Origin of the sequence: Sorangium sp. So ce448 (genome assembly GCF_051520915.1) — a bacterium.
GTDB lineage: Bacteria > Myxococcota_A > Polyangia > Polyangiales > Polyangiaceae > Sorangium > Sorangium cellulosum_B.
On the sequence record NZ_CP150343.1, the window covers coordinates 3,504,142 to 3,529,423 of the forward strand.

Genomic DNA, 25,282 nt, shown 5'->3' on the forward strand with positions numbered 1-25,282 from the left:
AGGTGAATCAATCCGCCTTGAACATATCCAGGCGGCCCGTCCTGTGGAGTTAGGCAAAAGAGCGTCTGGGCGTCAACCTTGTAAAGAAACGTTGAACTCCTCTTCGGGTTCGGGCGGTGGGGTCTCGACGATGTCGCGCAAGATCGCGCCGCTCGACTTCGCGTTTGCGAGCGTGACGCCGTAGAGGTTGGCGCCTGCGAGATCCGCTTCGCGCAGATCGGCGCCATCGACGTTGGCGCAGGGGAGCCTCGCCTCCTTGAGCTTCGCCGCGCGGAGGATGGCGCCGGCGAGGTTGGCGTTCGCGAAGCTCGATCGCGAGATGTCCGCCTTGCTCCCGTTGACGTTGGTGAGGCTCGCCCGGTCGAAGACCGCCTCGATCAGGCGCGCCTGCCGCAGGTCGGCGCCGTCGAGCGCCGCGCCGTCGAAGCGCGCGTGCGAGCCTCTGGCCGAGGTGAGGTCCGCGCTCGTGAGGATCGCCGACGAGAGCGCCGCGCGGTCGAGCGTTGCGCGGGAGAGATCGGCGCGCGTCAGGTCGGCCGCCTGGAAGCTCGCGCCGGTGAGATCCGCGCCGCTCAGGTTCGCCCGGGCGAGGCGCGCGGACGCGAAGTTGCACCGGGCGAGCCCAGCGCCGGCGAGGTTGACGCGCTCGAGCGAGGCGCCGCTCCAGTCGATCCCCTCGAGATCGGCGCCCGCGAGATCGAGGTCGTAGAGCGGCTGGCCGCTCCTCAGGCGAGCGAGCACCGCCGCGCGCAGGCCGCGAGCTTCTGGCTCTGGCTCGGGCGACGCGGCGGCCGGAGGAGGCGCCAGCTCCGGCGGAGGCGGCAGCACCGCCGCGGCGGCGGCCTCGTCGGGCGCGGTTGGCGGCAGCGGATCGACCACGGGGGGCAGGTCGACCATGGGGGGCGGGTCGACCACGAGGGTCGCCTCGTCGAGCCCGCCGAGCGGGGGCTGCACGCGCGCCGGCGGCTCCGGCGGAGAGGCCTCGGGCCCGGCATGGGCGAAGGGCATCGCAAACGGTATCGACCCCGGGAGAGGCGCCGGGCGCGGCGGCGGCTCCGGCGCCGGCAGGAAGGGCAGGGGAGGCGGCGCGAGCAGCGGCGCGACCTGCTGCGTGACGCCGCTCCAGTGCGCCTCCTGGGGCCGCGAGAAGGGCAGGGGAGGCGGCGAGAGCAGCGGCGTGACCCGCTGCGTGACGGCGCTCCAGTGCCCCGCCGGGAGCGCCGTCTCCCCGGCGGCGGGCGCGCCTTCCGGCGCCGCGATCGCGAGAGAGCCCTCCGCCGCCGGAGGCCACAGGACGGGGCGCCCTGCCGTCTCGACGCCGGCGACCACCCGCATCCGCGCCGGCTCGTCGCCCGGCAGCAGCGCGACGTTCCCGCGAAAGATCAGCCAGCAGAGCAGGCGGTCCGCATCGATGGTCAGCGTGTCGGCGACGAGCTCGATCGGCTGCCCGTGGTCGTCGCCTCCAGGCCCGAGCCGGTGGAGCCGCGCGAGCCCGCGGGCCGAAGGCAGGCAGGACTGGATCCGCGGGCAGTGCGGGTGCAGCCCCTCCAGGAGGATCCACTCGTCGCCGCGGAGGAACTCGATCTGCTGGTCCGCGGGTGCGGCGACGAAATAGCGGAAGTCGAAGCTGCCCCCGAGCTCCGGAGCCGGGAGATCGGGCGCCTGATCCCGCGCGAGGAAGGCTCTCCTCGGGGCCCAGTGCCCCGCGACCGGCCCGAAGCCGGCGGGCCTCGTGGGATCGGCCGGATCGACGATGTTCGGGAGCGCCGTCCCGGCGCCGACGCCCACCGGGTTCGCGTCGATGTGGGGGCCGCCGTGAGCGCGCTCGTACGCGAGCGGCATGAGGCCGAACGGACGCGGATCCGGGGCCTCTCGCGTGCGGTCGCCGTAGACGTGGAGCACCTTGTCGAGGACCCAGCGATCCTCGCGGAAGAGCGCGACCCGCACCGAGAGCGCCGTGGCGGTCGTCCCCGCCGGCGCGGCCGCGTGCCCGCGCACGAGGACCCCCGCGCACGGCAGGTAAGGGGCTGTCTCGCTCGCCTCTTCCAGGCTGCCCCAGCCGTCTCGGAGCCGATCGGTGCGGATCAGGCCCGATGGGGCGGCGAGCTCGGCGCTCGTGTCGTGGACGAGGGCAAACGTGGCCTTGACCACGACCGTGAGCCGCGCCGCGCCCTGCGCGCGCCACAGGACGGCCCCACAAGAGGCCGGTGTCAGCGCGACGACGGAGACAGGCCAGGACGATTGCACGGGCGTGAGGTCGACTGGCCCGCGCGCCTTCACCGCCGCGGAGGGCTCTCAGGCAACGGACGATACGCGGCGCGTCGCCCGGGCGCAAGCGCGGGAGTCGGCGGTGACGACCCCTCGTGTCGAGTCTCCTCACGCGACCATGTCGCTGTGAAGATCTCCCACCGAGCGACGCATCGGGCGTGCTCGCTGGTGCGGTGCAAGGACACGAGTGCTCCGCCATCGACGGAGGGCCCCGCGTCCCGGCGCCGCGCGGGCGCCGTGCTACACCAACGGCAGCTCACCGTCGAAGGAGCGCGCGCCATGACCGATGCGTCTGTTCAAGCCCTCGCCGATGCGATGGATCTCGGGTCGTTGCTGCAGGAAATCCGGGATCGACATGGCGAGTTCGATCTCCTCGCGCACTGGAAGCAGGGCGAGTTCCACCACGACGTGGTCCTCCGGGTGCACCGCTTCGCGCCGATGCCGGCGCCGGTGCTCGTCGTCAGCACGAACTGCAACGGCGGCGTAAAGGAGGTGCTCTGCCTGGGCGACGTCCCCGAGCGTTATGCCCTCTGGCACCATCGCTGCCCCGGGGTGCCGGAGTTCTCTGGCGAGCTGCCGCCCATCGCCGCGCAGGCGCGGACGTCGCACTACTTCGATCCGTGCGAGCTGCTCGCGTCCGACGCGCGCAGCGAGCTGCGCCCCGAGTTCCGCGAGCGCGACGTGGGCGGAGGATGGCGCCCGCGGTGCGGACAGGCCGGCTCGCCGTTCGACGCCGAGCCCGGAGGAGCGCGCGGGTCAGCGAAAGGGGAGACGTGCTCGTGATGGGCCGGTGATCCCGGCAGCGCGAGGCCTCTCCGGCGGGCGAGCTCGCTCAGCGGCGCCTGTCGCCCATCGCGCCTCGCCCCGTGGCGCGGGCCGCGCAGAAGGCCGCGTCCAGCCGCCAGGCGGCGCGCGTCGCCTCGCCCGCCGTCGCGCCGCGCGCGCCCGCGGCCGCGGCGATCGCCTTTCTGAAGTGCGCGCCGGCCCTGCGGCGCTCGATCGCGACGAGCGCCAGGCAGAGCGCGACGAGCAGCACGTCGCGGGCGCTCGGCTCCGGCAGCGTCCACGCGAGCCAGCCGGTGGCGATCGCGAGCATCGCGGTACAGAGCTCCCAGGACGCGGCGCGCTCGGTGCCCTCCGACTCCGCCGTGGCGGCCAGCGCGCGCGTCACGCTGGGTGGCGGCTCGAGCTCCCCTCCGGAGAGCTCCGGCGCCCCTGCGCCGGGATTAACGCTCGCGCCGGCGCTCGCCGCTGGGCGCGCCAGGGACGCTGCGACTGCGTTCGTTGCCGCACCGGGATGGATTGAGCTCATACAAACACCCTCCTCGCCTTGCCGTCCGGGCCTGCACGATCCCCAGACTCGCACGTTGCGCGCCAACGTGAAAAGAGCGACCCGACGTGCTCGGCGAGTCTGGAGCACGCATCGCGTGCGCATGTGTTGTGCAGGACACGCAATCGGTGCATGTGTTGTGCAGGACACGCAATCGGCTCGTGCCGCTCGAGGCTTGCTCGCACCGGGGGCGTAGGGGGGCTTGTCGCTCTATATCGTACCTTCGTTGGTCTGGCGCGAGGCGCGGGCTTTCCTGGCGGGGAGGACGGACGCGGCGGCGTCCATCAGGGCAGGGAGATCGGACGAGTGCGCGAGCAGGCGGTCCACCGCGGACGACGTGAGCACGCACGGCGTGGGCCCCAGGCGGCGCCCGTACATGCCCAGGAAATAGCGCGCGAGCGGCAGGATGTCGCCCGGCCGCTGCCAGCACGTGCGCGAGCGTCCCGCCCGTCGCGAGGGGGAGAGCTGCCTTCCCCGCGAGCCCGAACTGCGGCAAGAGGTCGAGGAACGCCTTGAGCGCCCCCGTGTACGAGGCCTTGTAAATGGGTGTCGCGATGACGACCCCGGCCGCCGATGGCAATGCCTGACATGAGCGCAGCATATCAAGGCCCGAGTGATGTCCATTATAGCGGATTAATCGTCCGTCGAAACGGAGCGCGCTGCCGGGGGGGTCGGCCCGGGGGAGGGGCCGTGTGTGGGCACGCGTGGGAGGAGCGGTATCCGAGCGCAAGAGAACAAGAGAAGAAGAGGGCGCCGGTGGGGGGCCGGCGCCCTCTTCATGAGCGAACGCTCGCTCTCGGGCTCACGAGCGCTCGCTCGCGGTCAGTTCTCGAACCGCACGTTGTCGAGGTAGTACGGACCCGAGTTGCTGTTCACGTTGAGGTTGAACTGCAGCTTCACGTCGCTGGCCCCTGCGTTCAGCGCGTTCTTGGTGGCCGTCTGAAGCTGGGCGAACTGGATCTTCACGAACTGGCCCCGGGGGAGCGGGGTGAGCGGGACGTTGCCGGCCCACTGGTTGTTGATACCGGCCGAAGGGATCGAGATCAGCACTTCGATGTTCCCGACCCAGCTCGGGTTCGGCTGAGCGGGAGACACGAAGAGATCGAGCGTGATCTTGTTGCCTACCGGCGCGAGGTTCGCCGAGCTGAAGTTCGGGCTGACGATCGCGTTGAACGCGGAGGGCGTCTGCACCTGGAGCGACGAGATGCCCTCCACCACCCGGCCCGTGTGGACCGACAGCTGGGCCTGCGCCGACGTCCACGCGCCCGGCTTCTCGAATCCGAGGATCGGGTTGTTGAGGAGGAAGTCCGTCATCACGTTCTTCCGGAACGGGATGAATACGCCCGTGAGGGCCTCCGAGATCTTGAAGCGCTGCCCGCCCGGCTCGTCCGGATCGGCCTCCAGCTGCTCGGAGGTCTGCGTGAACGGCCTCAGCTTCGTCAGCGTCGCGGTCGTGCCGAGATCGAGATGGACGCTCGGGGAGCCCGTGGCGTCGCCGATCGGCTCATGGCACCCGCTGCACGACAGGGAGAACGCGCGCCCCACGACCTGATCCGGGGTGAGCGCGCTGCCCATCGCGGTGAGCTTGTTCTGGATGCTCGTCCTGAGGGCCGAGGGCCCGGCGCCGAACGTCGTGAAGTAGTTGTTCTGGAGGCCGATCATCTGGCTCTCTCCGGCGTTCATCGTCGTCGGATAGCTCGGCTCCAGGGCGAAGCGGTTGATGTCGTCCGCCGCGGCGAGCCGCTCCACGAGGCCCGGGAACGACGTGCTCCTGAAGGTGACGGCGCGCGCGTCGGTCGAGGCGGGATCGAAGAGCGGCGCGGCCGGGTTGTCCTTCACGAACGACGGGGTCACGACCAGCGTGCCGCTGCTCCCCGAGCCGCTGTGAAGGAGCCTGAACTCCCGGAGGTTCCACGTCGTGAAAGGCTCGGGCGCGGTGTTGTCGATCGCGGGGGCGAAGAGGAACTCGTTGGTCCGGATCTGGCCGCCGTACGGCCCCGCGTTCTGGCCGTAATGATTGATGTGGAAGACGGGCTCGAACCCCCCGGCCAGGCCGTCGAAATAGAAGGCGAGCAGCTCGTCCCTCCGTTGCGCCAGGCTCTTCGCCGGATCCGACAGGTGGTACCAGAAGTCGGCGACCGGGCGGCACCCTTCCCGGCCAAGGCTCGGGGTCGGGTTGGGCAGCCGGCCCTCGAAGATGATGAAGTTGCGCATCTGGAACGCGCTCTCCGGGATGCCCGAACGCCTGGCGAAGACGACGCGGTATTCACCGCAGTTGGCGCCGTCCGGCGGGGCGAGGTCGAACCGGTTCGACAGGGTCGTCGCGACGTAGGCGTTCGGGGCCTCCTCATCGGCGAAAGGATCCCTGTCGGCCTCCAGGCCCACGACGCGGGGGCAGTCGATCGGCCACCCGTTGATGGACCCGGCCGAGCCGGGGATCACCACGTCGTCGCAGTGCGGGCCGAGGCCGATCCCGTCTGCGGCCTTCCGGTTCGTGTCCATGAACTGCCGGAACAGCTGGAGGGGCGTCAGGCTGACGCCCGCCTGATCGATGAGCTGCTGGAGCACGTCCTTCAGCTTGAACGCGCCCACGATGTCGGTGTTCGTGATGACGAGCGAGCTCCGCTCCTTGATCGGGAAAGGCAGCGAGAGCGCCTGGCCGGCCTCCGCGATCTCCTCCTCGGCGAGATCGGCCGGAGCGCCGTCCGTGGGCCCGAGATCCGCGCAAGAAACCGGCAGTATCGCGAGCGCGGCCAGCGCGGCGCGCCGCGCCCCCTGCCACACGCCGGGGGAGGCAAGATGAGAATGAGAGCGCACCGGACTGCTCGAACTCGATAGCTTCGACGACATGAAACCTCCTGAAATGACCCCGAAGAACGGCGGAGCCGCGCGAGAGCGCGAGGTGCGCGCTCGCGGATGGACGGGGCGGCCCGAAGAGGACGACCGCCGGCGAGCGCCCGCGTCGGTCCGCAAAGAGACGACGCCCGGCGCGCGCCGCATGGGCGGCGTGCCTCGCCGAGGCCGCGCTGCCACGGCAGCCTGGCCTCATCGAGCCGCTGAATCCACCGTTCTGCGATGAAACGCCAGGGCGCCGCCGCCTCTCGGCGCGGCCGCCCGTGAACGCGGGTCGTATGTTAATACTGTTTACGTACAGAGCAAGCGAGATGAACGCTCGTGTTTGTGCTCGCGTTAATTTTTCGCGGTCCGTGCGAGCGTAGTTTTCGTGTCCATTTCGTGTCGTCCGCGCGAGCGTCGATGTCGTCGCCGCCGGCGCAGGCGAGGTGTTCCCCGCTCGTGTGCTCGAACGTGTGTGGAGTTTGCTGGTCTTGCTGGCGGAGCCGCTGTCGTGGAGGCAATCACCGAGCCGCGCCGACGATCCGGCGCAGCGGGTCGGCGAAGGAGCTCGATGGGTACCGCGCGAAGAACGCCCCCGCGCGCGCCCGGGCCTCGTCGGCGCGCCCGAGGCGCACCAGCGCGCGGATCGCGATGAACTCCCGCTCTTCCGCGAGCCGCCCCTTCGGGAACTCGGCCTGGTGCCTCTCCAGCGCGGCGAGGGCGGCCTCCGGATCCTGCGCGAGCGCCGCTCTGGACGCGTCGACGAGGTTGGACTCCCGGACCAGGTCGTCGCCGTCCGCCGCGGCGGCCGCCTCCGGCGCCGGCGCCGCCGGTCGGAGGCTCCGCGGCGCCTCGCGGCGGAGGGCGGAGGGGGTCGGGCGCGGCGCCTCGGCCGCCGGTGACCCGGCCGCCGGCGCTTCGGCCGCCACGCGGCCTTCCGCGCGGGAGAGCAGCCGCTCCAGCGGCAGATCGGTGAGCACCGGAGGCGGCGTGATCGGCGCGGCGGCGCTCGGGGCCTCGCCCAGGACAGCGTGGAGCCCTGCCCCGCCCACCCCGATGCCCGCCGCGAGGATGATCCCCTTGATCCACGCCGGCACCGTCGCGCCGGCGGCCGCGCCCGCGGCCGCCTCGAGCGGCGCCACCCGGGCCGCGGTGCGCGCGAGCTCGGCGGAGGTCATCGGTCGGATCGGCGCGGCGGCGCGCAGCAGCTCGCGTGCGCCGGGCGGGGCGCCTCCTCCTTCCTGGTTCCATCGCTTCGGATCGCTCATCTGGCCCCCCTGCGCGCGCGCTCGGCCTCGGACTTCTTCAGGAGCGTCGCGAACTCCTTCCGCGCCGCGTGGAGCCGCGAGTAGACGGTCCCGACGGGGACGCCGACCAGGCGCGCGATCTCGTCGCACGGCATCTCTTCGATCTCGAACATGACGAACACGGCGCGGCGATCGAGATCCATGGCCTCGAGGATGCCCTCCAGCTGCTGACGCGCCTCGCGGCTGGAGGTGATCTCTTCCGGGCCGCGCGCGGAGTCCGGCACGTCGTCCACCACCTCGCCGAGCCGCTCGCGGCGCGTGTGGGCGCGGCGGCGGTGAGACGAGGCGACGCGGCGGGAGATGGCGAAGAGCCAGGTCGTGATCGGGCAAGCCCAGTCGAAGGACGGGAGCCGCTGCTGGACGACGACGAAGACGTCCTGGAAGGCATCCTCCAGGTCAGGGTGCTGGATGCCGAACCGCTGGAGGGTCGCCCAGACGAAGTTGCCGTGCTCCGCGTGCAGGGCGACGAGGCTCCGCGGCGGCTGCTTGGCGTCGCGCAGGACGTCGGCTCGTAAGCACTGCTCCACGGAGAACTGAATGCCGGCAGCCCGGGGCTCCTTCATCAAAATGTGAGGCCGACCCCCCCGAACACCGCGGCGGCGAGCGCGGCCTGCTCCAGGCCCGTCGGCAGCCCGCCCTCGAGCTGGAAATCGTACCGTGTCAATGGAACGAAGAGGTCGATGCCTGTCTCGATCCGCAGCGGCCCGAGGACACGGACGCCGAGCCGCGTGCCGGCCCCGAGGCTGAGCCACGCGCGGGAGCCGACGTCGGTCGGCAGGATCGTCTGGGGGACCTCGTCGTCCCCCTGGATGACGGCGTAGATGGCGCCCGCCACCGCCCGGCCGCAGAGCCCGAAGGCGACCGAGCGGCTCCGGACCATTTCGATGCACGCGCCGAGCCAGCCCGCCGTGAGCCCGAAGGCGAACGTCCGCTGGGCCGCGTGCTGCTCCGGGAGCCACAGCGCGCCTGTCTCGAGCGTCCACCGCGGCAGGATCGACCACTCGCCCGACAGGGCGACGCCGAACCCGGGCGAGGGGACGATGCCCGTGGAGGCGAACCCGCGCCAGGAGATCGAGAGCCGGGGCGGCGGCGGGCCCTCGGCCGGGGGCGGCGTCTCCTCGGCCTCCGCCGGCCAGGGGAACGGCGGCTCCGGGGCCCGCTCCGCCGCCGGAGGGCGCGCGGGCAGCGGCGGGGGACGCGGCGCCTCGGGGGCCTGCGGGGGGCGCGGCGCCTCGGCGGTCGGGGGGGCGAGGCCGGCCTCGGGATCGGTCGCGAGCAGGATGTGCACCGCCGCGGCGGCCACGATCCCGTCGCAGCTTTGCCGGTCGTCGGAGAGCTCGCGGACCGTCGGCGGGGCGCCGTCGCACAGCTCGGTCCGGATCGTGGCCGACCAGGCCCCGGGCTGCCCCTGCACCACGGCCTCGATCGAGGCGGCCTTGCCCGTCGTGACGAGCTCCCGCCCGAGACGCCGCGAGATCTCGGCGCGGAACCGGGACGCCGACGGGCACCGCCCCTCCGCGCCCGCGAGGCGCACCCAGGACACGTCCGCGGCCGCGCGATCGCACTCCGCCCGCGCGCACGGTACGCCGGTGAGCGTGAGCGCCGCGCAGGCGCCCAGCGCCGAGACGAGCGCTCGTGCGGCCGGCGCGCTCACCGTCCGCTCCCTTCCTCTCGCCCGATCGATCCCTCTCCGGGGAAAGACGCGGGCTCGTACGGGGGGCGCGCCATGACGGCGAGAAGGGTTCGATCGAGGGCCAAACGGATCGGCGATGCTGTACACCCGGACGATTCGAGAGTCACAGGAATTTCTGGCGGGCGGCGGTGAACGCCGTCGGTGAGCGAGACGGAGATCCGGTATTCATCCATTCGCGAGCCCGCAGCCCATGCACTCCCGCCCGACCACCATCGGCGTCCTCACGCCCTTCCTCGACGGCTTCTATTTCACGTCGGTCCTCAGGGGGATCCACCAGGCGGCGCAGGAGCGCGGCCATCGTGTCTTGGTGGTGCGCGGCACGCCGGCGTACGTCCAGGCGCCCTCGCTCGCCCGGGACCAGGTGGACGGGTGGATCGTCGTGCTCGCCACGGATGGCATCGAGCGCCTCGCGCAGGCGGGTCTCCCGCTCGTCACGGTCAGCTCCTGCGCCCCCGAGGCGGGCTGTCCTACCGTCATGCCGGACAACCGCGAGGGCGTCCGGAGCGCGGTGCGCCACCTGATCGAGCACGGACACCGTCGTATCGCGTTCGTCGGTTGCATGGATCAGGACGACATCCGCGCGCGCTTCGACGGGTACATGGAGACGCTCATCGAGAGCGGGATCCCCTTCGATCCCGGCCTCGTCTTCGACGCCGAGAACAACTGGCACTCCGGCGGCCAGCGCGCCGCAGAGGCGCTCATCGCGCGCAGGGGAGAGCTCACGGCCGCGGTCGTCGCCACGGACAAGAACGCGCTCGGGATGATGTCGGCCCTCCAGGCCGCCGGATACCGCATCCCCGACGATCTGGCGATCATCGGCTTCGACGACATCACCGATGCGCAGTGGTCGACCCCTCCGCTGACGACCGTGCGCCAGCGCTTCGACGCACTCGGAGCGCTCGCGTACGAGCTCGTGCTGGCGCGGCTCGCAGGCCAGGTCGTGCCGTCCGGGCCCGTGCTCGCGCCAACCACGTTCGTCAGGCGGCGGACGTGCGGGTGCGACCCGCTCCTTGGCTTGCTCCACAGGAAGGGCGCGGCGCCCGACGACGACCCCGGCTCCATCGAGCGGCAGATGGTCGAGCTGCTCCTCCGCCTGCCGCTGCCTCCCGAGACGCCCCCGACGGCCGTTTGGCCCGGCGTCTCCGCCGTGATCGCTGGATATGCCGCGGCGCTCGAGGGCGCCGCGCCCCCGCCCGCGGCCGAGATCGACGAGGCCTGTCAGCAGGCCGTCCGCCTCACGCCTGACGTGGAGAGCCTCATGGGGATCGCCCGCCTCCTCGGCCGATCCGGAAAGCGACGCCGCGCGCGCCTGGACAGGGAAGCAGCGGAGTCCGCGGAGGAGCGAGCCGAGGAGTTCCAGGAGCGGCTGCGCCTCTCGCTCATGCTGGCTCGCGTCGAGACGGAGCGGCAGTTCGTCGACGAGCTCGGGGCGCTCACGCGGTCCGATCACGAGGTGAGCCTCGCGCTGCTCGGCGGCACCCAGGAAGACTCGCGCTCGCTCTCCTGGCTCGACTCGACCGCCGCCGTCTGGGGCTGCCTCGCGCTCTGGGAAGACCCGGCGACCCGCGCGCGCCTCGTCATCGCCGGCGCCTACAGCCGCGATGGCAGCCCGACTCCCTCGCTCGGCGCCGTCTGCGCGCGGGAGGATTTCCCGCCCGCCGAGCGCTTGCCAGCGTCGACCGCCGGCGGCCCGTTCATGGTGACGCTCCTGCCGATCCGCACGCTCCGCCACGACTGGGGGGTCCTCGCGATCGTCGGCCCGAGCTCGATCGAGGTCGCCGGCGACGAGGGCACCATCGCCATCTGGGGGGCGCTCCTCGGCGCCGCCCTCGAGCGGGACGCGCTCGTGCAGTCGCTCTCCGAGCAGCACGCGAGCCTCCAGGAGGCTTATCAGCGCGAGCGCACCCTCTCGGCCGCGGTGCGCGAGCTCGGCTGCCCGCTCATCCCGCTCCTGCCCGGCGTGCTGCTCGTCCCGCTCGTCGGCGAGCTCGACGGAGATCGCGCCCGGCAGATGCTCGAGCGGGTGGTCGATGGGGTGGGCCGACACGGGGCGCGCTGCGTGCTGCTCGATATCACGGGCGTCCCGAGCATCGACGCCCAGGTGGCCCACGCGCTCGGGCAGACGCAGCGCGCGGCCTCCCTGCTCGGCGCCCGCGTCCACCTCGTCGGCGTGCGGCCCGAGCTCGCGATGCGCCTCGTCGCCCTCGATATCCACCTCGGCGATCTGTCCAGCCACCAGTCGCTGGCGTCGGCGCTCGAGGACCTCGCGTCGATAGGAGTCCCAGCGCTCCGCACGAGACGGAATGACGCGGCGGAAGCGACGCCGCGTTCGTCGCGCAACGCGACCTCGGATACGGGGCGTCGCGGAGGAGCGGAGTGACGCTCCGCGCGTCGCGCTGAGCGCGCGCGCAGCGCCATGGACCGCCTTACCCACTGCGCGCCGCCCGCGCTGGTCTCGTCTGGGGCTGAGCACGTCTCGAACGTGCATGTCGTCTCCCACGGTGCCTGTCGAGCGCGCGACATGTGCGGGACATCGCGAGAGGTTGCGAGATGTTGCGAGCTCTTCGACGATGTGCCGTGTCTACCTGGGCCCCGCCCGCGCTGGACAGGAGATCCGCCGCCGGGCGATACTCGACTCATGCGCGTCGGCGACGTCGTCGGGGAGCGGTTCGAGCTGCTCGCGCTCGCCGGCTCCGGCGGCATGGGGGAGGTTTACCGGGCGCTCGATCGGGTGTCCGGCGCCACCGTCGCTCTCAAGGTGGTGCTCGGGGCGGGCGCGCACGAGGCGCGGTTCGACCGGGAGGCAAGGTTCCTGTCGGAGCTCTCGCACCCTGGGATCGTGCGGCACGTGGCCCACGGGAGGACTTCCTCGGGGAGGTCCTATCTCGCCATGGAATGGCTCGAAGGAGAGGACCTCTCGCGGCGCCTCCCGCGCGGCCGCCTGACCGTCGAAGAGACGCTGACGCTCGGCGTGAAGGCCGCCGAGGCGCTGGCGGAGGCGCACGCCCGCGAGATCGTCCACCGCGATCTCAAGCCGAGCAATCTGTTCCTCGTGGGCGGCCAGATCGAGCAGGTGAAGATCCTGGACTTCGGGATCGCGCGGCGGCTCGACGCGACGCCGATGACGCTGACGGGGGTCACCGTCGGGACGCCGGCGTACATGGCCCCGGAGCAGGCGCGCGTCGGGCACAGCGCGCTCACGCCGCGCGCCGACGTGTTCGCCCTCGGCTGCGTGCTCTTCGAGTGTCTCGTGGGCGCCCCCGTGTTCGTCGGCGAGAACCTCCCCGCGATCCTCGCGAAGATCCTGTTCGGCGAGGTCCCCTCGATACGCTCGCTCCGCCCCGAGGTCCCCGCCCAGCTCGACGCGATCGTCCACCTGATGCTCGCGAAGGACCCGGCGGAGCGCATCGCCGACGGCGCGACCGCCGCCGTGATCCTGAGCACCCTGCGGGCCGCCGGGGCCTCGGCGCGCGGGGCCGAGTTCGAGCGCCCCGAGGCGCTCACCTCGAGGGAGCGGCGGCTGCTCTCCGTGCTGGTCGTGGGGAGGGAGGCCACGCCGGCCACGGCCGACACCGCGCCGCTCGATCAGACGCTCGATGTGACCGTGGGGGCGCAGCTGCGGAAGGTCGTGGAGGCGCACGGAGGGCACATGGAAGCGCTCGCCGACGGCTCCGCCGTGGTCGCCATCGTCGCGGGCAGGGACGCGACCGACCAGGCGTCGCGGGCGGCGCGCTGCGCGCTGGCGCTCCGGAAGGTGGCCCCGACCCGGCCGATGGCGCTCTCGACGGGCCGGGCGCAGCTGGCGAGGCAGCGGCCGGTGGGGGAGGCGATCGACAGGGCCGCGCGGCTGCTCGACGCGTGCGAGGCGAGGCGGGCCCACGCGCGGCAGCCCGACCCGCGCGGGCCGTCCATCGCGATCGACGACGTGACGGCGCGGCTGCTCGGCGCGCGGTTCGAGGTGTCCGGCGAGGGCGAGCGGAGGGAGCTGCACGGCGAGCGCGACGTCGCGGGGAGCGCCGGGACGCTGCTCGGCAAGGCGTGCGCGTTCGTCGGGCGGGAGCGCGAGCTGCTCACGCTGACGACGCTCTTCACCGAGTGCGCCGAGGCGCCGATCGCCCGCGCCGTCCTCGTGACGGCGCCCCCCGGCATCGGCAAATCCAGGATCGCCCACGAGTTCACGCGCGCGGTCCGCGCGCACGACGAGCACGTCGAGATCTGGACCGCGTGCGGCGATCCGCTGCGCGTGGGCTCCGCGTTCGGCCTGCTCGGGCAGGCGATCCGCTGCGCGTGCCGCATCCAGGACGGCGAGGCCGCCGCGGTCCGCAAGCAGAAGCTCCTCGGGCGCGTGGCGCGGCACGTCCCCGGCCCCGATCGCGAGCGCGTGGCCGTGTTCCTCGGGGAGATCGCCGGCGTCGAGCTCGAGGGCGAGGAGAGCGCGCTGCTCTCCGCGGCCCGGGGGGACGCGGAGACGATGGGGCGGCAGATGCGCCGCGCCTGGGAGGACTTCCTCGCCGCCGAGACGTCGGCGCGCCCCGTCGTGCTCGTGCTCGAGGACCTGCACTGGGGCGATCTGCCGACCGTGCGCTTCGTCGACGCGGCGCTCGGCTCGCTCGGCGAGCAGCCGTTCTTCGTGCTCGGGCTCGCGCGCCCCGAGGTCCACGAGATGTTCCCGGCGCTCTGGAGCGGGCGCGCGCTCAACGTGATCCACCTGACGCGGCTGCCGCGGAAGGCCTGCGAGCGCCTGGTCCGCCACGCGCTCGGCGACGACGTGGACGCGGAGACCGTGGCGCGCCTCGTGGCGCACGCGGATGGCCACGCGTTCTACCTCGAGGAGCTGATCCGCGCCGTGGCCGAGGGGATGGACGACGCGCTGCCAGAGACGGTGCTGGCGATGGTCCAGGCGCGGCTCGGGGCGCTGGACGGCGAGGCGCGCAAGGTGCTGCGCGCGGCGAGCGTGTTCGGCGACGTCTTCTGCAAGGGGGAAACAATTCGGAGACGCAAAAATAATCACAAGCAATTTCAATGTGTTGATGGCTGTGCCCGGCAGGGGCTGCCCGCAAGCGCTGCAGGTCGGAGACGGCGCGCACGGGGCGGGAAATGGCGCGCCGGTGCGGTCTTGGGGCGAGCGGGTCGTCGGGGGCATGCGTCCGGCCAGGGGCAATCCCGGGGCAGGGTTGCTGCCGCTGCGCAGCGGCGTGAGGTTGCATCCCCGGATGCCCTTTGGCCGGCGCCGGGAGCATACGGCGCAGCGCGTGGCGCAGACGGGGACTTCCGGTGGAACCCGCCGGGGCGGCGCCCGGCGCCTGCGCCTGGAGAGGACCCGCCCGACAGCGCGCCGGTCACGTACGCGCTGCTGGTCGAGCTGCTGTGGCGCTTGACCGAGCGCGACGCGTGGGTCACCGATCGGCGGCGGTGAGCGACTGCGTATAGCCCTCCCGCTTCCGGCGCCATGCCGAAGGCGATCGGCAACGACGAGGCGCAGACGCTTCAGCCTACTCGCCGCAGCGATCTCGGTGGTGACCATGAAGACGAAGCCCCACGAAGACGCCCGCGCTCCGGGTCGTCGATGGGGCGCTGAACGAGGAGGAGCAACAATGAGCACGCGGAACCCTCCGCACGACTGCGACGTACTGATCCCTGACGGCATCGAGAGCGAACTCCACTGGACGCAAGCCGGCGCGCACCGGCACGTCTGCATCAAGCACGCGTACCGCGCGGGCTACGACGCAGCCGTCAAGGCGGTGCAAGGAGATCGACGCCGGTCGTCGTGGCGCGACACGCGCGAGACCCAGCGCTGCGTGGAAGGCAACGCGGCTCCGGTCGAGGACATCGAGCAGCTCCCGCAAACCCAAGGCGATGGACGGCATCGCTGCGCTATCTGCGCTTGGTGTCGTGGTTGGCGCGACGGTGTGCGTGCCTGAGATCAAGTGACCAGCGCGGCACGACGGCATGACCCGGGATAAGCTGACCACCATGGTCACCGCCCACGGCGCTGCGGGCAGCACGACGCGGCGGGCTCCGGGCTCTTCGACGCCATCTATCGCCTCGTCGCGGAACAACGAGCCACGGGTCGGCCGGCTCCACCGGCGCTAGGATCCCAAGGATGAGTCGCCCGATCCTGAGCCTCGACTCCGGTCCGTTCCGCTATGCGAACGACGAGAGGCTCCGCGCGCTCCGCCTCGCTGGCTTCGACTTGCGCGTGTCTGCCTTCGCGTTTGCCGAGAGCTGGGCGACGGCGCTCCGTAAGCTGAGGGACCGGAAAGACAGGGATCCCGAAGCTGAGCTGCGGCGTTTCTCAAATGCTGCCCCTAGACTCCAGCGACGCTCGCGCGAAGAGACGCCGATCGAGCCGTCGCTGGACGCATCTGGCCGCCGGCAGGATCATCGTGACCAAGGACCTGAACTTCATCAACGCTGTGGACGCCAGCGGAACGCACCTTGCGCCGTGGGTGTGCACGGACGAGCAGATTTTGATAGCGCCGCCACGTGGGCTCCCGATTGGTCCTGATGCTGCCGACCGTGCTTCCGGCTTCGTTCGTCTCCGCGCCGTCGGAGGTACGGTCCCGGCGCGCTGACCCGCGCCAGAGGGTCGGCAGCGCCGGCCGACCCGATGCGCGTCCGCTGCGCGCCTCAAGGAGCAAGAAGGACGATGGCGCGCTCATGCACCCGATGGCCATCGCCGACCCGGTACTCGGATCCCGCGCCCGAGGGCTCCGTCCTCCCATCGCTTGTGCGACGCGGCCGCCGGGGCACGCCGGGGGCGATAAAGTGGCGCGGCCGCCGCCCGGCGACGTCGAGCGCTGCGAGCGAACCCTTGAGCGTCCGGGCACCCGTACGTCGGCTCACAACGAAGTAGCGTGATCACTCTCTCGTGCCTCGCTTGTCTGCCTGTCGTACGTGCACGTTGGCTGGACCGCCCCACTTCACTATTGTTTGTGCGGCTTTGCCGCGCTGCACATCGATGAAACTAGATGGGGGCACGGGAAAGGCCAAGTACTCGCCCAAATCGTTCAACTGCGAGCGCATCCCCGATGCGCCCCCATCCTTGTGCTCAACAAAGTGCCAGTCGATGCATGCGTTGCTAATAAACGCCGCAACTCCGTCGAGTTCCTGCAAAGGTTTCCCTGTCTCCTCATCTAGAATTCTCAGTCGACCCAAGAACGCCAGCCAAGTTCCCTGCCCATCACCATATTGGAGCGACGCGTCGTGCAGGGCATCGAGTTCGACTCGCCGACCATCATCTTGGACCCGACGTGCAAAGTCAGCCAGACGCCCACATCCAGAGGAAACTGATTTTGCCGCTATTGCCAGTCCCACTCCGTCCTTGGCAGGCAGCGGTTCAAGCTGTGCGCGACACCCAGGTCGCAGCAAAAACTGAAACAAGCTCAGCGCGAAAGCCGCAATGGATCGCCATAGGCTGCGATGCGTATCCGTCACAACGTATGCAGTCCAAGTAGACTCATTACGCTCCGCGAGTAGTCGCGCCAGATGGGCGATCAGCTCTAGCCGAGGAAGCCCCGACGTGTATACGTCCACAAGGCTGCAACCCGCATTCGCTCTCTTCGATGGTGTCAGGAGGAAGTTGGCGTCCTGCCAAGCATCGCGGGATTCGAGCCAGTGTTTGACTTCAGCAACCCAACCGATTCCCGCATCCGGAATCTGTAGCCGAACGAAGTGTTTTCGCTGTCTAGGTTCGGAGTTTGGCCAATCTGAGGGTTGATGTGCTAGGCCTTCGAGGCGAGCCTGGAGCGTGTCGTTTGACCGTGATCGCCACCAGTTCTTAAAATCCTTCAGATGTGACAGCACGCGCTCGCTTGCCGTGGGTGACGCAAAGAACACATCGGCATAAAACCGATCCAGCGCATCGACCAAGCCAACAACTGCGCTAGCTGGCTCGTGCTCCGCATCAAGGAAACCAATATCCGAAAACCCCCTTAGCTCGCGAACAGCGGTTGCAACCGGAATAGGAGAAGTTGCAATCTCCCCACCAATCATGCTGTGTAGTCTGGTATACGTGAGCTGACGGGCGCGCGTAAACGCCCACATGAGCTTGCCCCAGCTACGCTCTGAGCTATGTGCTAAGAGGCGCGAAAGCAGCAGTAGCGAAGTGGATCGAATCGACGATGCGGGCCAATGTGATACTCGCCAGGCTCCGATGGCAACGTGGGCTCGATAGAAGTCTCGCCGTCTGATGACCTCTTCGACCGGCCCCCGCACCTCCGCATCTACCTGTCTTAAGAAATCCCTTTCACAAGAGTGGTCAGAATCTAGCGCATACATCAGCCCCCGCTCTGTCGCAAAAGTACCGAAGAGGTGACCGTAGTTCGCGAGCAACGCCCAAGCCTGCGCAATCTCGAGACCAGACAGGGAATTCTTCCCATGAGATAGACCGAAGTTGCTGCTGCCAAGACCAAGGCCAGGCTGGCGCTGCTTTATCTGTAGCAACGTTTTAACCAGTAGACGGACGTAATCCCATCGGCTGGCCGGCAGTCGAGCAAGAGGCGCAAGTGAGCCCAAATGCACGACTCCGGTAGCATGCTGTTCGATCTCCGGATGTTTCTGAAGCAGCAAACCGGCGAATCCCTTCGCAGCCTCCTCGACCCCCTCGGCCTCCCACTCGATCTGCTTTCGATGCAGTAAGGTGGTTAAGTCCTTGATCGCGTCCTCGCGGTCACCGGAACGCCGTGGGACCAAAAGCCTGGACATCGCATCAATCAGTTCGGGGTTCCGCCGAAGGCGGTTCGGCACCGAAATCAGTTCGCGCGCAAGCGCGAGAGCAGTGCTTTTTTGCGTCCTACTGGATTTGCTCATTGGGTCCGTAATGCGTCGAGGTCGGTCGGAATCTCTCTACTGTTACGAAGAACGTGCTCGCGTGGCAAGAGCTCGAGGCTCGGGTAGGAAAAAATCGTGTAATTTCAACGGATTATCAGGGACCTCTCGTCGCTGCCGACGAATCTTCCGGCCCAGACCACCGGGATCTGCACCTTTGATCGGTAGGCCAACGTCGGCCTTGGTTACTGGAGAGTCGCGGAAAGTTGTCTGGCCTTCATTCTGCTTAGGCATTCCGCACGACAAGCACGCTCTCCGGGCACAGGACGGCTCGGCTAACACTCTGCTCTGCCTGCCCTCCCGCGCCACCTCGCTCCAGTCGATCTCGAACCGCGCCAGGCACTCCAGCAGCCGATCCGCATCGTTGCCGTTATTCTCCTTCGCCCGCCACTTAACCGCCCGACCATCGCCATGGGCGTGGTTACTTGAAGCGCTCGCCGGGGTCTACGAGAGTGGAAGCGGGGCAACGTCAGCCCGCGGCCCGGGTGGGCCTGGGCTGGTGCCCCGCGTGGCGTCTGCTCGCGCCGAAGCTTGAGGCCCGCGTCGGATTCAGGATGCCTCGGCGTCTCCGGCTGCCGGAGCGACGAGCGACGCTCTCGTCCAGGCGTCGGGTAGCAGTTCATCGAGCCGGTCGCGCGGACAGCCCGCTCGCAGCTTGCCGGCCCATGCCGCCGTTGGAGGGCGCTGCGGCCGGCCTGCCGATGACGTCGCCAGAACTCCCCGGCGGCGCGCAGGTAGCGCCCGACCAAGGCCAGCATAACCAGTCCGTCGGGGCCGGTTACCTGCCCCCATCGCGAAGTAGGAAGCGAGAGCGGAGTGGGCCGAGCGGGTGGAGCGATGGGACCGGAGCACGCTGAGTGCCGAGAAGTTCGCGCGGCGCGAAGGGTACAAGTCGACGCAGCTGTACTGGTGGCGTTGGAAGCTGCGGGCTGACAGGTCCTCGCCGTCGCCGTCGCCGTCGCCGTCGCCGTCGCCGTCGAGGAGACGTCGTGCTGATGCTGCCGCCGTCGGTGCGTGCTACGTTGCAGCCGAGCCCTTCTGTCACCTGAGGTGAGCGTGGCGACTCGGCCTTGACATCCTCGGATCGTTCTGCCTTCCCCCGTCGCCGACCGAATGAGCTGGAGCGTGGAGACCGAGGATCGGCTGAGCTCCTCCCCCCTACGTACGGGGCAGCTGCATCGCTCGCCGGCCGGGCCTCCGGGCAGGCGGCATCCTGCGCTGGCCACGTCGGAGCATGGTAGGCTCGCCATGCCACCGCCTGCGAGCGGCGTCGGAAGGAGCTCTTCGTGGCGCGTTTCAACTGGCTTCACCTGTCCGATCTCCATTATGGTATGTCCGAGCAGCTCTCGCACTGGCCGAACGTACGTGAGATCCTCTATCGCGATCTGGCTACGATCCACGAGCACTCCGGCCCCTGGCATCTCCTCCTCTTCACTGGAGACCTGACGCAGCAGGGCTCGCGCGGTGAGTTTGGCCGCCTTGACGCCCTCCTTGACGACCTGCTCAGCTATCTGCGCAAGCTCGGCTCGGAGCCGGTGCTCCTCGCGGTCCCTGGCAATCACGACCTGGTGAGGCCGAGATCGATCGCTCCCGCCGTGAAGGCCCTGAAGCGCTGGGCCGAGGAGGACGACATTCGCGCCGATTTCTGGAAAGGCGAGGACAGCGACTACCGGAAGGTCGTCGTCGAGGCGTTCGCGCCGTTCGCGGAGTTCTGGCGCAGGCGTTCCGAGCGGCTCCCGGTGGCGGTGACGCACGGCATTCTGCCGGGCGACTTCTCCACGACGATCGAGCGAGAAGGCGTGCGCCTGGGCGTCGTCGGGCTGAACTCGAGCTTCCTGCAGCTGACCGGCGAGAGTTACGAGAAGAAGCTCGATCTCGACATCCGCCAGCTCCACGCGGCGTGCGGGGGCGACACGACCAAGTGGCTCGAGGACAAGAGAGAGGTGCTTCTCCTGACGCACCATCCGGTCGGCTGGCTGCACGATGAGCGCCGCTTCACGAGCGACATCGCGCCGCCGGGCCGGTTCACCGCGCACCTCTTCGGGCACATGCATGAGCCTCAGAGCGAGCTGTCCTCGCGCGACGGCTCCCCCTTCCAATGCCGGCTCCAGGGAGCCTCCCTGTTCGGCCTTGAGAAGCTCAGCAACGGCGGCGAACAGCGCATCTACGGCTACAGCGCAGGCCGGCTCGAGATCCACGAGGAGGCGACCGCTCTGCGTCACTGGCCGAGGCGGGCGATGCGGAAGAGCCTGGGGCACTACCGGCTGCAGGCGGACCCCGCGATGGAGCTCTCGGACGACGGATCGATGGAGCTCCGTCTGAAGGAATCGGCCCCTGCGAAGCGCGGCGGCGCGACCAGGGCCGCCGCGCCCAACGCGTTCGACGAGCTCCTCGGGTCCTACCGGCGGAGGCTCCAGCCCATCTACGAACGATGGCCCCGGGAGCCAGCGTTCCGCGCCGCGACGCCCGATCTGGTGGCGGCCGCGGACGTTAGGTTCGAGGACGCGTATCACCCGCTGCGACTCGGCGAGGCCGGAGACGGAGGACAGAAGCGATCCGACGCCGCCGACGAGCTGCGCAACCTCATCAACAGCAAGCCACGGATCCTGGTCGAGGGTGCAGGAGGCACCGGCAAAACGACCTGGCTGCGCTGGGTGTTCCAGACGCTCCTCAGGACGGAGAGCACCCTGCCCATCATGGTGGTCCTGCACCGCCTCGGCATGCAGTGGCAGAGGCCTGACTGCGTGGGCGAGCCGCGCTCGCTCGACGCTTTCATCGACGACTGCGGCGCGCAGTACGGCGTCGAGGGGTGGAAGGGCCGCTGGAGAGAGCTCCTCGGCGAGCGAGGGGCTCCCGCGCCGATCCTCCTCCTCGATGGATGGGACGAGCTCGGCCACCTCGGGGGTGAGCTCAACGGCAAGCTCTCCGGGTTTCTGAGCCAGTATCCGCGCGTCCGGGTGATCGTGACGAGCCGCGGCTACGGAGAGGGCGTCCCCTCCGAGGCGGACGGCTTCGAGCGGCTCGAGCTGAGTCCGCTGTCAACCCAGGATATTCGCGGGTTCGCCCACAGGTTCTTCGAGTCCTTCGGCATGTCCGGCGAGCGCAACGCGAGCACCGAGACAGCGTGCTTCTTGCAAGCGCTCCGCGACTCCCCGGCGGCGGCGGAGCTCGCGAGGACGCCGCTCCTGCTAACGCTGATGCTTCAGGTCAACCAAGCGCATGCGCTCCCCGACAAACGGCACCTGCTCTACGAGCTGTGCATCGATCGCCTACTCAACGCCTTGCCGGACCGCAAGATCGCCGACGGCGCCGTCCACCTCCGGTCCCAGTGGCGCCCCGCGGACAAGGAGGAACGAAAGTGGGTCGTCGCCGCGCTCGCCGCGAACCTCAAGAGTCTGAGCGATAGCGACGGGGGCGCGCCCGCGGCAATCGCCTGCTCGATAGAGCAGATGGAGGCCCTCTTACCCGGCGCGTGGCCGGCAGACGCCGGAGCGGCGAGTTCGCAGCAGGAGAGGCGGCGCGAGTTCCTCGCCTGGCTCGCGGGGCCGGCCGGGCTGCTCCTGCACCAGGCAGGGACCCTCTCTTTCACGCACCTCTGCTTTCAAGAGTACCTCACCGCATGGCACCTGAACCAGAGCATCGAAGGAGACGAGGATCGGGTGCGCGCGTTCTTGGAAATGTCCGAGCACCCCGACGCGTGGGAGACGCTGCTTCTCTGGGCCTCCATGCTCCATGGAACGAACCAGGAGAGGAGCCGACCGCTCCTCGCCGCCCTCCTGGACAATGCTGTCCTGCATGACAGGCGCTCGCTCGCAGGGATGATGCTCGCCAACGGCGTGGGGGACGAGAGAGCGTTTCGACGCTGGCTCGACGATTTCGTGTTCCGTGCCAGCTCCACGCAGACCTCCACGCTGAACCTGTGCATGACGGCCTGGGCAGGTAGCCGGCAGCACACGTGGAGGAGCGCCCTCAAGGCGCGCCTTAGCGAGGAGGCTGAGCGGGGTCACCTCCTGGCTCGAATTCGCATCCATCAGACCGCGCGGCGCTGCAGGATCGACCTCGACACGCCCCCACCGCAGGAAGGGACGGTCGCCCGGGATGTGATGGAGGTGTTCCGGACGGGCGTCGTGGCCACGGCGCGCGCGGTCCCGGCGTGCAGGATCCTATGCGAGGTTGACCCGGAGGTCATGGGGTTGAACAGGCAACCCGAGATCTTGCTGCTCCATGCGCTGTGGCCATCGGTCCGCCGGACAGCGGCGCGGCACCTCCTGCTCGCCGCGGCGGCGGGAGCGGATCGGCGCGGCCTGCGCTGCCTCGCCTCGTATGTACTGCATCCGCCTGAGCCGAGCCCTACGCTGGACGCGGTGCAGCGTCATTTCATCGGGCTGCTCGCAGGCGTCGAGAGCGTCGCTGCCAAGTACTCTGACGAGGAGAACGAAGCGACCAAGGGCATAGGCGCGCTGAGGAAAGTCATGGGAGACGTGTTCGCCGAAGCGCGAGCCCAAGGGAAGCCAATGCAGCCCTGGAGCTCCAGATCAGGATTCAGCTTGCGTACCCTCGCGGGGTCGCTGCTCCGCGAGGGCCCCGCGATCTTCGTGCAGACGTACGGACGAAGACCCAGCCCCAGGCCGCTCGACCTCACTGTCCAGGTCATGGAAACATTCAACGACAGGGCGGCGGCACGGCAGCTGGAGCTCGATCCGGAAGAGCCCTGGTTCGCTGGCTACCAGCGCCTCGTCGGAGCCCAGGGGTTCATGTCGACCAAGGTAGAGCTCATCTCGGGTGAGCTCGGGGCTGCGCTACCGACGCTGCTCGGCTCCGCGTACCAGCTCTCGAAGGACCCCGCTGACTCCGCCAAGCTCATGAGCTTCGATGCCCTTACGAGGGCGATCACACCGCACTACGATTCGCTCTGGCCTGCGTTCGCCAGGCATGTGGCGAGACGGTCGAGCGAGGAGGACAGGGCGCTGCTCACCGAGCTCGCCGCTCGACCGGAGATGCGGGAGCCGCCGCTTTCCTGGATCCTTAAGTATGTCGTTCGAGGCGACGTTCCCCTGAACGACGGCTCGGAGGTCACCCTGGACGAGCTGTCCGTGGAGCTCGGGTATCCAACGCTGCCCTATCTCGAGGAGATGCCGGATTTGCCGGATACCGACCCCGATCAGGCGAAGACGACACGCAGGTATGTCACGTGGGTGGATCGGGTGACTGGGGTGGCGCGCCGCGCCAAGTCGTGGGTAGATGACGACGATAGCTAGAGTTAATCTCGCGAGGACGTGACCCAAGGCGGCGCGCTGTCCTAGCAACACGCGCTTCTGCTCGGCACGGCGGAATAGTCCCCCCGCTTTCCTTCGACGGCAACCGCTACTCGGTCCCTTCTGAGGCCGCGGACACGACGCTGCGGCTGGTCGCGACCGACGTCGAGGCGCGCCTGATCGACGGCAACCGCGTCGTCGGGCAGCACGCGTGCTCGTGAGCGAAAGGTCAGGTCATCGCAGCGCCCAAGCACCGCGCCGCTCTGCTGGCAAATACCCGAATCATGCACTTCCTGGTGGGGCCAGTTTGATATCCGGGAGCATCGCCACCGTTTCCCCACCTGAAGCGAAGCAAATTACCGGGAACTCGCCTCCTTTGGGCCACCAGTTCTCAAGGATCGCAACGAGATGCGGAAGGTTTTTTTGCACTGCTCGAGTCACAACGTCGCGCTGCTTACCGACGATCAGAACGGGGAGGCCACGCTTTGCGGCTGCGGAGGCAATCATCGCTTCGATGGAGGCGGTTGTCTCGCCGCTCGACAGTGCCACGCTTCGCCCCGTTGGGTCGCGCACGTCGGCGACGAGGACCACGACATCCGCCTTTCCGGCCTCTACACTTTCCTCTCTGGCTCGGTAAATTCCGTACTCGCTTTGCTGGAGGATTTCCGCTCGGAGGCGTTGGGCGCCGGCTTCGTAGCCCGTTCCGAGCTCCGCGACTTTGATGCCACCGGCCGCAAAGCACATCACGAGGATCCTGCCCGTGTCGGGCGACCATGCTCGCAGATCGCGAGCGATCAGAGGAGCGCGCTCTTCGGCGAGCTGAGCAAAGTCATCGCGGCTCGTTGTGAAGATGACGGTCGGTCGTTGTCCGTTGCGGGCTCCAGACGCAATAAGTGCGTCGAGTTCCGCATCGCTTTTGACGCGGCTGGAGACGATCCGACCTAGCGGATCGCTGGGATCCGCGACGACAACGACGACATCGTCTCCATGAGTCGAGCGAGCTGCCTCGTGCGAGCGCCGGATCTCGTCTTCGTGCCGTTGCATCAATGACATGCGCTTCGCATCCGCCGTGGCTGGGGTGCCCTTTGCGCCTGACTGCGCCTTGGCTGCTCGTCTCTGGTTCCGATTCATCGCACGTCCTCCGTGGCGGCTCGAGCGAGCGCCTAGTCCGTCGACTCCCAGAGTTTGAGGCGCCCGTCAAGCGGGTAGCGATGGCCGGTGCAAACAGAATGCGGCCGCCAGCATCCATCCGCGATCGCAGTGTGTGCCACGCGGGACCTCGCCGGGCGTGCGCTGTCGCGGCGGGCTACCCTTCGCGCCGGACGAAGTACCGCTCGATGGCGTCGAGGATCTGGGATGCGGCCGTGAACGGGCTCGTCCAGCGTTGCCTGGCGTACGCGGAGAGGGTCTCGGCTGGTCGGCGGCCAGCAGGAGCTCACGGTGGCGCACGAGCAGCTCGTCGGGCGCCCGAAGCAGATGGCGCGCTTCGAGCTGCGCATCCAAGCTCGGTCCAACGACGCCGCGGAGCCTGCTAAGAGCGGCTGCGGATCCAGGATGAAGCGCCGCACATACGCCGAGTCCAGGTACTTCGCCGCTTGGCGCCAGGCGACCCCATGCATGAGCTTGCGGAGCGCGTCCCGGGGCGTGTCCTTCGCGTCGGGTCGGTACCGGCAGCGCTTCAGCGCGCTCCAGGTGCTGATGATGACGGCCTGCTCCACTTCGGCGTGGTCCCGCTTCGGGATGCCGGCGACCGCGGCGAGGATGA

15 protein-coding genes and 1 pseudogene are annotated in these 25,282 nt (G+C 69.5%); 7 read left to right on the forward strand and 9 right to left on the reverse strand.

Going from position 1 to position 25,282, the window contains the following annotated elements; genetic code table 11:
- Positions 1-72: 72 nt before the first annotated feature.
- Entirely contained in the window at positions 73-2,247 is a 2,175-nt protein-coding gene (locus tag WMF45_RS13585) for a DUF2169 family type VI secretion system accessory protein (RefSeq protein WP_437717328.1), read from the reverse strand.
- A 300-nt stretch (positions 2,248-2,547) separates the two neighbouring features.
- Here WMF45_RS13585 and WMF45_RS13590 point away from each other — a divergent pair, with 300 nt between their 5' ends.
- A complete protein-coding gene (locus WMF45_RS13590; RefSeq protein WP_437717329.1) occupies positions 2,548-3,051 on the forward strand; it encodes a hypothetical protein in 504 nt (167 codons plus the stop codon).
- Positions 3,052-3,100: 49 nt separating this feature from the next.
- Here WMF45_RS13590 and WMF45_RS13595 read toward each other — a convergent pair whose 3' ends face one another.
- The 6 genes from WMF45_RS13595 to WMF45_RS13620 all read right to left on the reverse strand — a co-directional run bounded on the left by WMF45_RS13595 (position 3,101) and on the right by WMF45_RS13620 (position 9,394).
- Positions 3,101-3,439, reverse strand: coding sequence for a hypothetical protein (locus WMF45_RS13595; protein ID WP_437717330.1), 339 nt, complete (start codon positions 3,437-3,439; stop codon positions 3,101-3,103).
- Between the two features lie 55 nt (positions 3,440-3,494).
- Complete coding sequence (locus WMF45_RS13600) at positions 3,495-4,199, reverse strand: NAD(P)H-dependent oxidoreductase (protein ID WP_437719533.1); 705 nt, start codon at positions 4,197-4,199, stop codon at positions 3,495-3,497.
- A 221-nt stretch (positions 4,200-4,420) separates the two neighbouring features.
- Positions 4,421-6,415: a hypothetical protein gene (locus WMF45_RS13605; protein WP_437717331.1), complete on the reverse strand. Its 1,995-nt coding sequence runs from the start codon at positions 6,413-6,415 to the stop codon at positions 4,421-4,423.
- 539 nt (positions 6,416-6,954) lie between these two features.
- Positions 6,955-7,701, reverse strand: coding sequence for a hypothetical protein (locus tag WMF45_RS13610; RefSeq protein WP_437717332.1), 747 nt, complete (start codon positions 7,699-7,701; stop codon positions 6,955-6,957).
- Positions 7,698-8,267: an RNA polymerase sigma factor gene (locus WMF45_RS13615; protein ID WP_437717333.1), complete on the reverse strand. Its 570-nt coding sequence runs from the start codon at positions 8,265-8,267 to the stop codon at positions 7,698-7,700. The genes WMF45_RS13610 and WMF45_RS13615 overlap by 4 nt, the downstream gene beginning before the upstream one ends.
- A 35-nt stretch (positions 8,268-8,302) precedes the next feature.
- The gene (locus WMF45_RS13620; RefSeq protein WP_437717334.1) at positions 8,303-9,394 is read right to left on the reverse strand and encodes a hypothetical protein; all 1,092 of its coding nucleotides are present in this window, start codon (positions 9,392-9,394) and stop codon (positions 8,303-8,305) included.
- Positions 9,395-9,623: 229 nt separating this feature from the next.
- Here WMF45_RS13620 and WMF45_RS13625 point away from each other — a divergent pair, with 229 nt between their 5' ends.
- The 3 genes from WMF45_RS13625 to WMF45_RS13635 all read left to right on the forward strand — a co-directional run bounded on the left by WMF45_RS13625 (position 9,624) and on the right by WMF45_RS13635 (position 15,354).
- Positions 9,624-11,813: a substrate-binding domain-containing protein gene (locus tag WMF45_RS13625; RefSeq protein ID WP_437717335.1), complete on the forward strand. Its 2,190-nt coding sequence runs from the start codon at positions 9,624-9,626 to the stop codon at positions 11,811-11,813.
- A 258-nt stretch (positions 11,814-12,071) separates the two neighbouring features.
- Positions 12,072-14,849: a protein kinase domain-containing protein gene (locus WMF45_RS13630; protein ID WP_437717336.1), complete on the forward strand. Its 2,778-nt coding sequence runs from the start codon at positions 12,072-12,074 to the stop codon at positions 14,847-14,849.
- A gap of 178 nt (positions 14,850-15,027) precedes the next feature.
- Positions 15,028-15,354 carry a hypothetical protein gene (locus tag WMF45_RS13635; RefSeq protein ID WP_437717337.1) on the forward strand — a complete coding sequence of 109 codons (327 nt, stop codon included), beginning with the start codon at positions 15,028-15,030 and terminating at the stop codon, positions 15,352-15,354.
- 940 nt (positions 15,355-16,294) lie between these two features.
- Here the strand turns inward: WMF45_RS13635 and WMF45_RS13640 are convergent.
- Positions 16,295-18,244, reverse strand: coding sequence for a hypothetical protein (locus WMF45_RS13640; protein ID WP_437717338.1), 1,950 nt, complete (start codon positions 18,242-18,244; stop codon positions 16,295-16,297).
- A gap of 835 nt (positions 18,245-19,079) precedes the next feature.
- On the opposite strand from WMF45_RS13640, the pseudogene tnpA reads away from it, so the two are divergent.
- From tnpA to WMF45_RS13655, 3 genes and pseudogenes are all read left to right on the forward strand, one after another.
- Positions 19,080-19,316 (forward strand): annotated as a pseudogene (gene tnpA, locus WMF45_RS13645) (IS66 family insertion sequence element accessory protein TnpA); the annotation flags it as partial.
- Positions 19,317-19,548: 232 nt separating this feature from the next.
- Positions 19,549-23,520 carry a metallophosphoesterase gene (locus WMF45_RS13650; protein WP_437717339.1) on the forward strand — a complete coding sequence of 1,324 codons (3,972 nt, stop codon included), beginning with the start codon at positions 19,549-19,551 and terminating at the stop codon, positions 23,518-23,520.
- 74 nt (positions 23,521-23,594) lie between these two features.
- A complete protein-coding gene (locus tag WMF45_RS13655; RefSeq protein ID WP_437719534.1) occupies positions 23,595-23,738 on the forward strand; it encodes a Mu transposase domain-containing protein in 144 nt (47 codons plus the stop codon).
- 61 nt (positions 23,739-23,799) lie between these two features.
- On the opposite strand, the gene WMF45_RS13660 is transcribed toward WMF45_RS13655, so the two are convergent.
- The gene (locus WMF45_RS13660; RefSeq protein ID WP_437717340.1) at positions 23,800-24,648 is read right to left on the reverse strand and encodes a hypothetical protein; all 849 of its coding nucleotides are present in this window, start codon (positions 24,646-24,648) and stop codon (positions 23,800-23,802) included.
- Between the last annotated feature and the right edge of the window lie 634 nt (positions 24,649-25,282).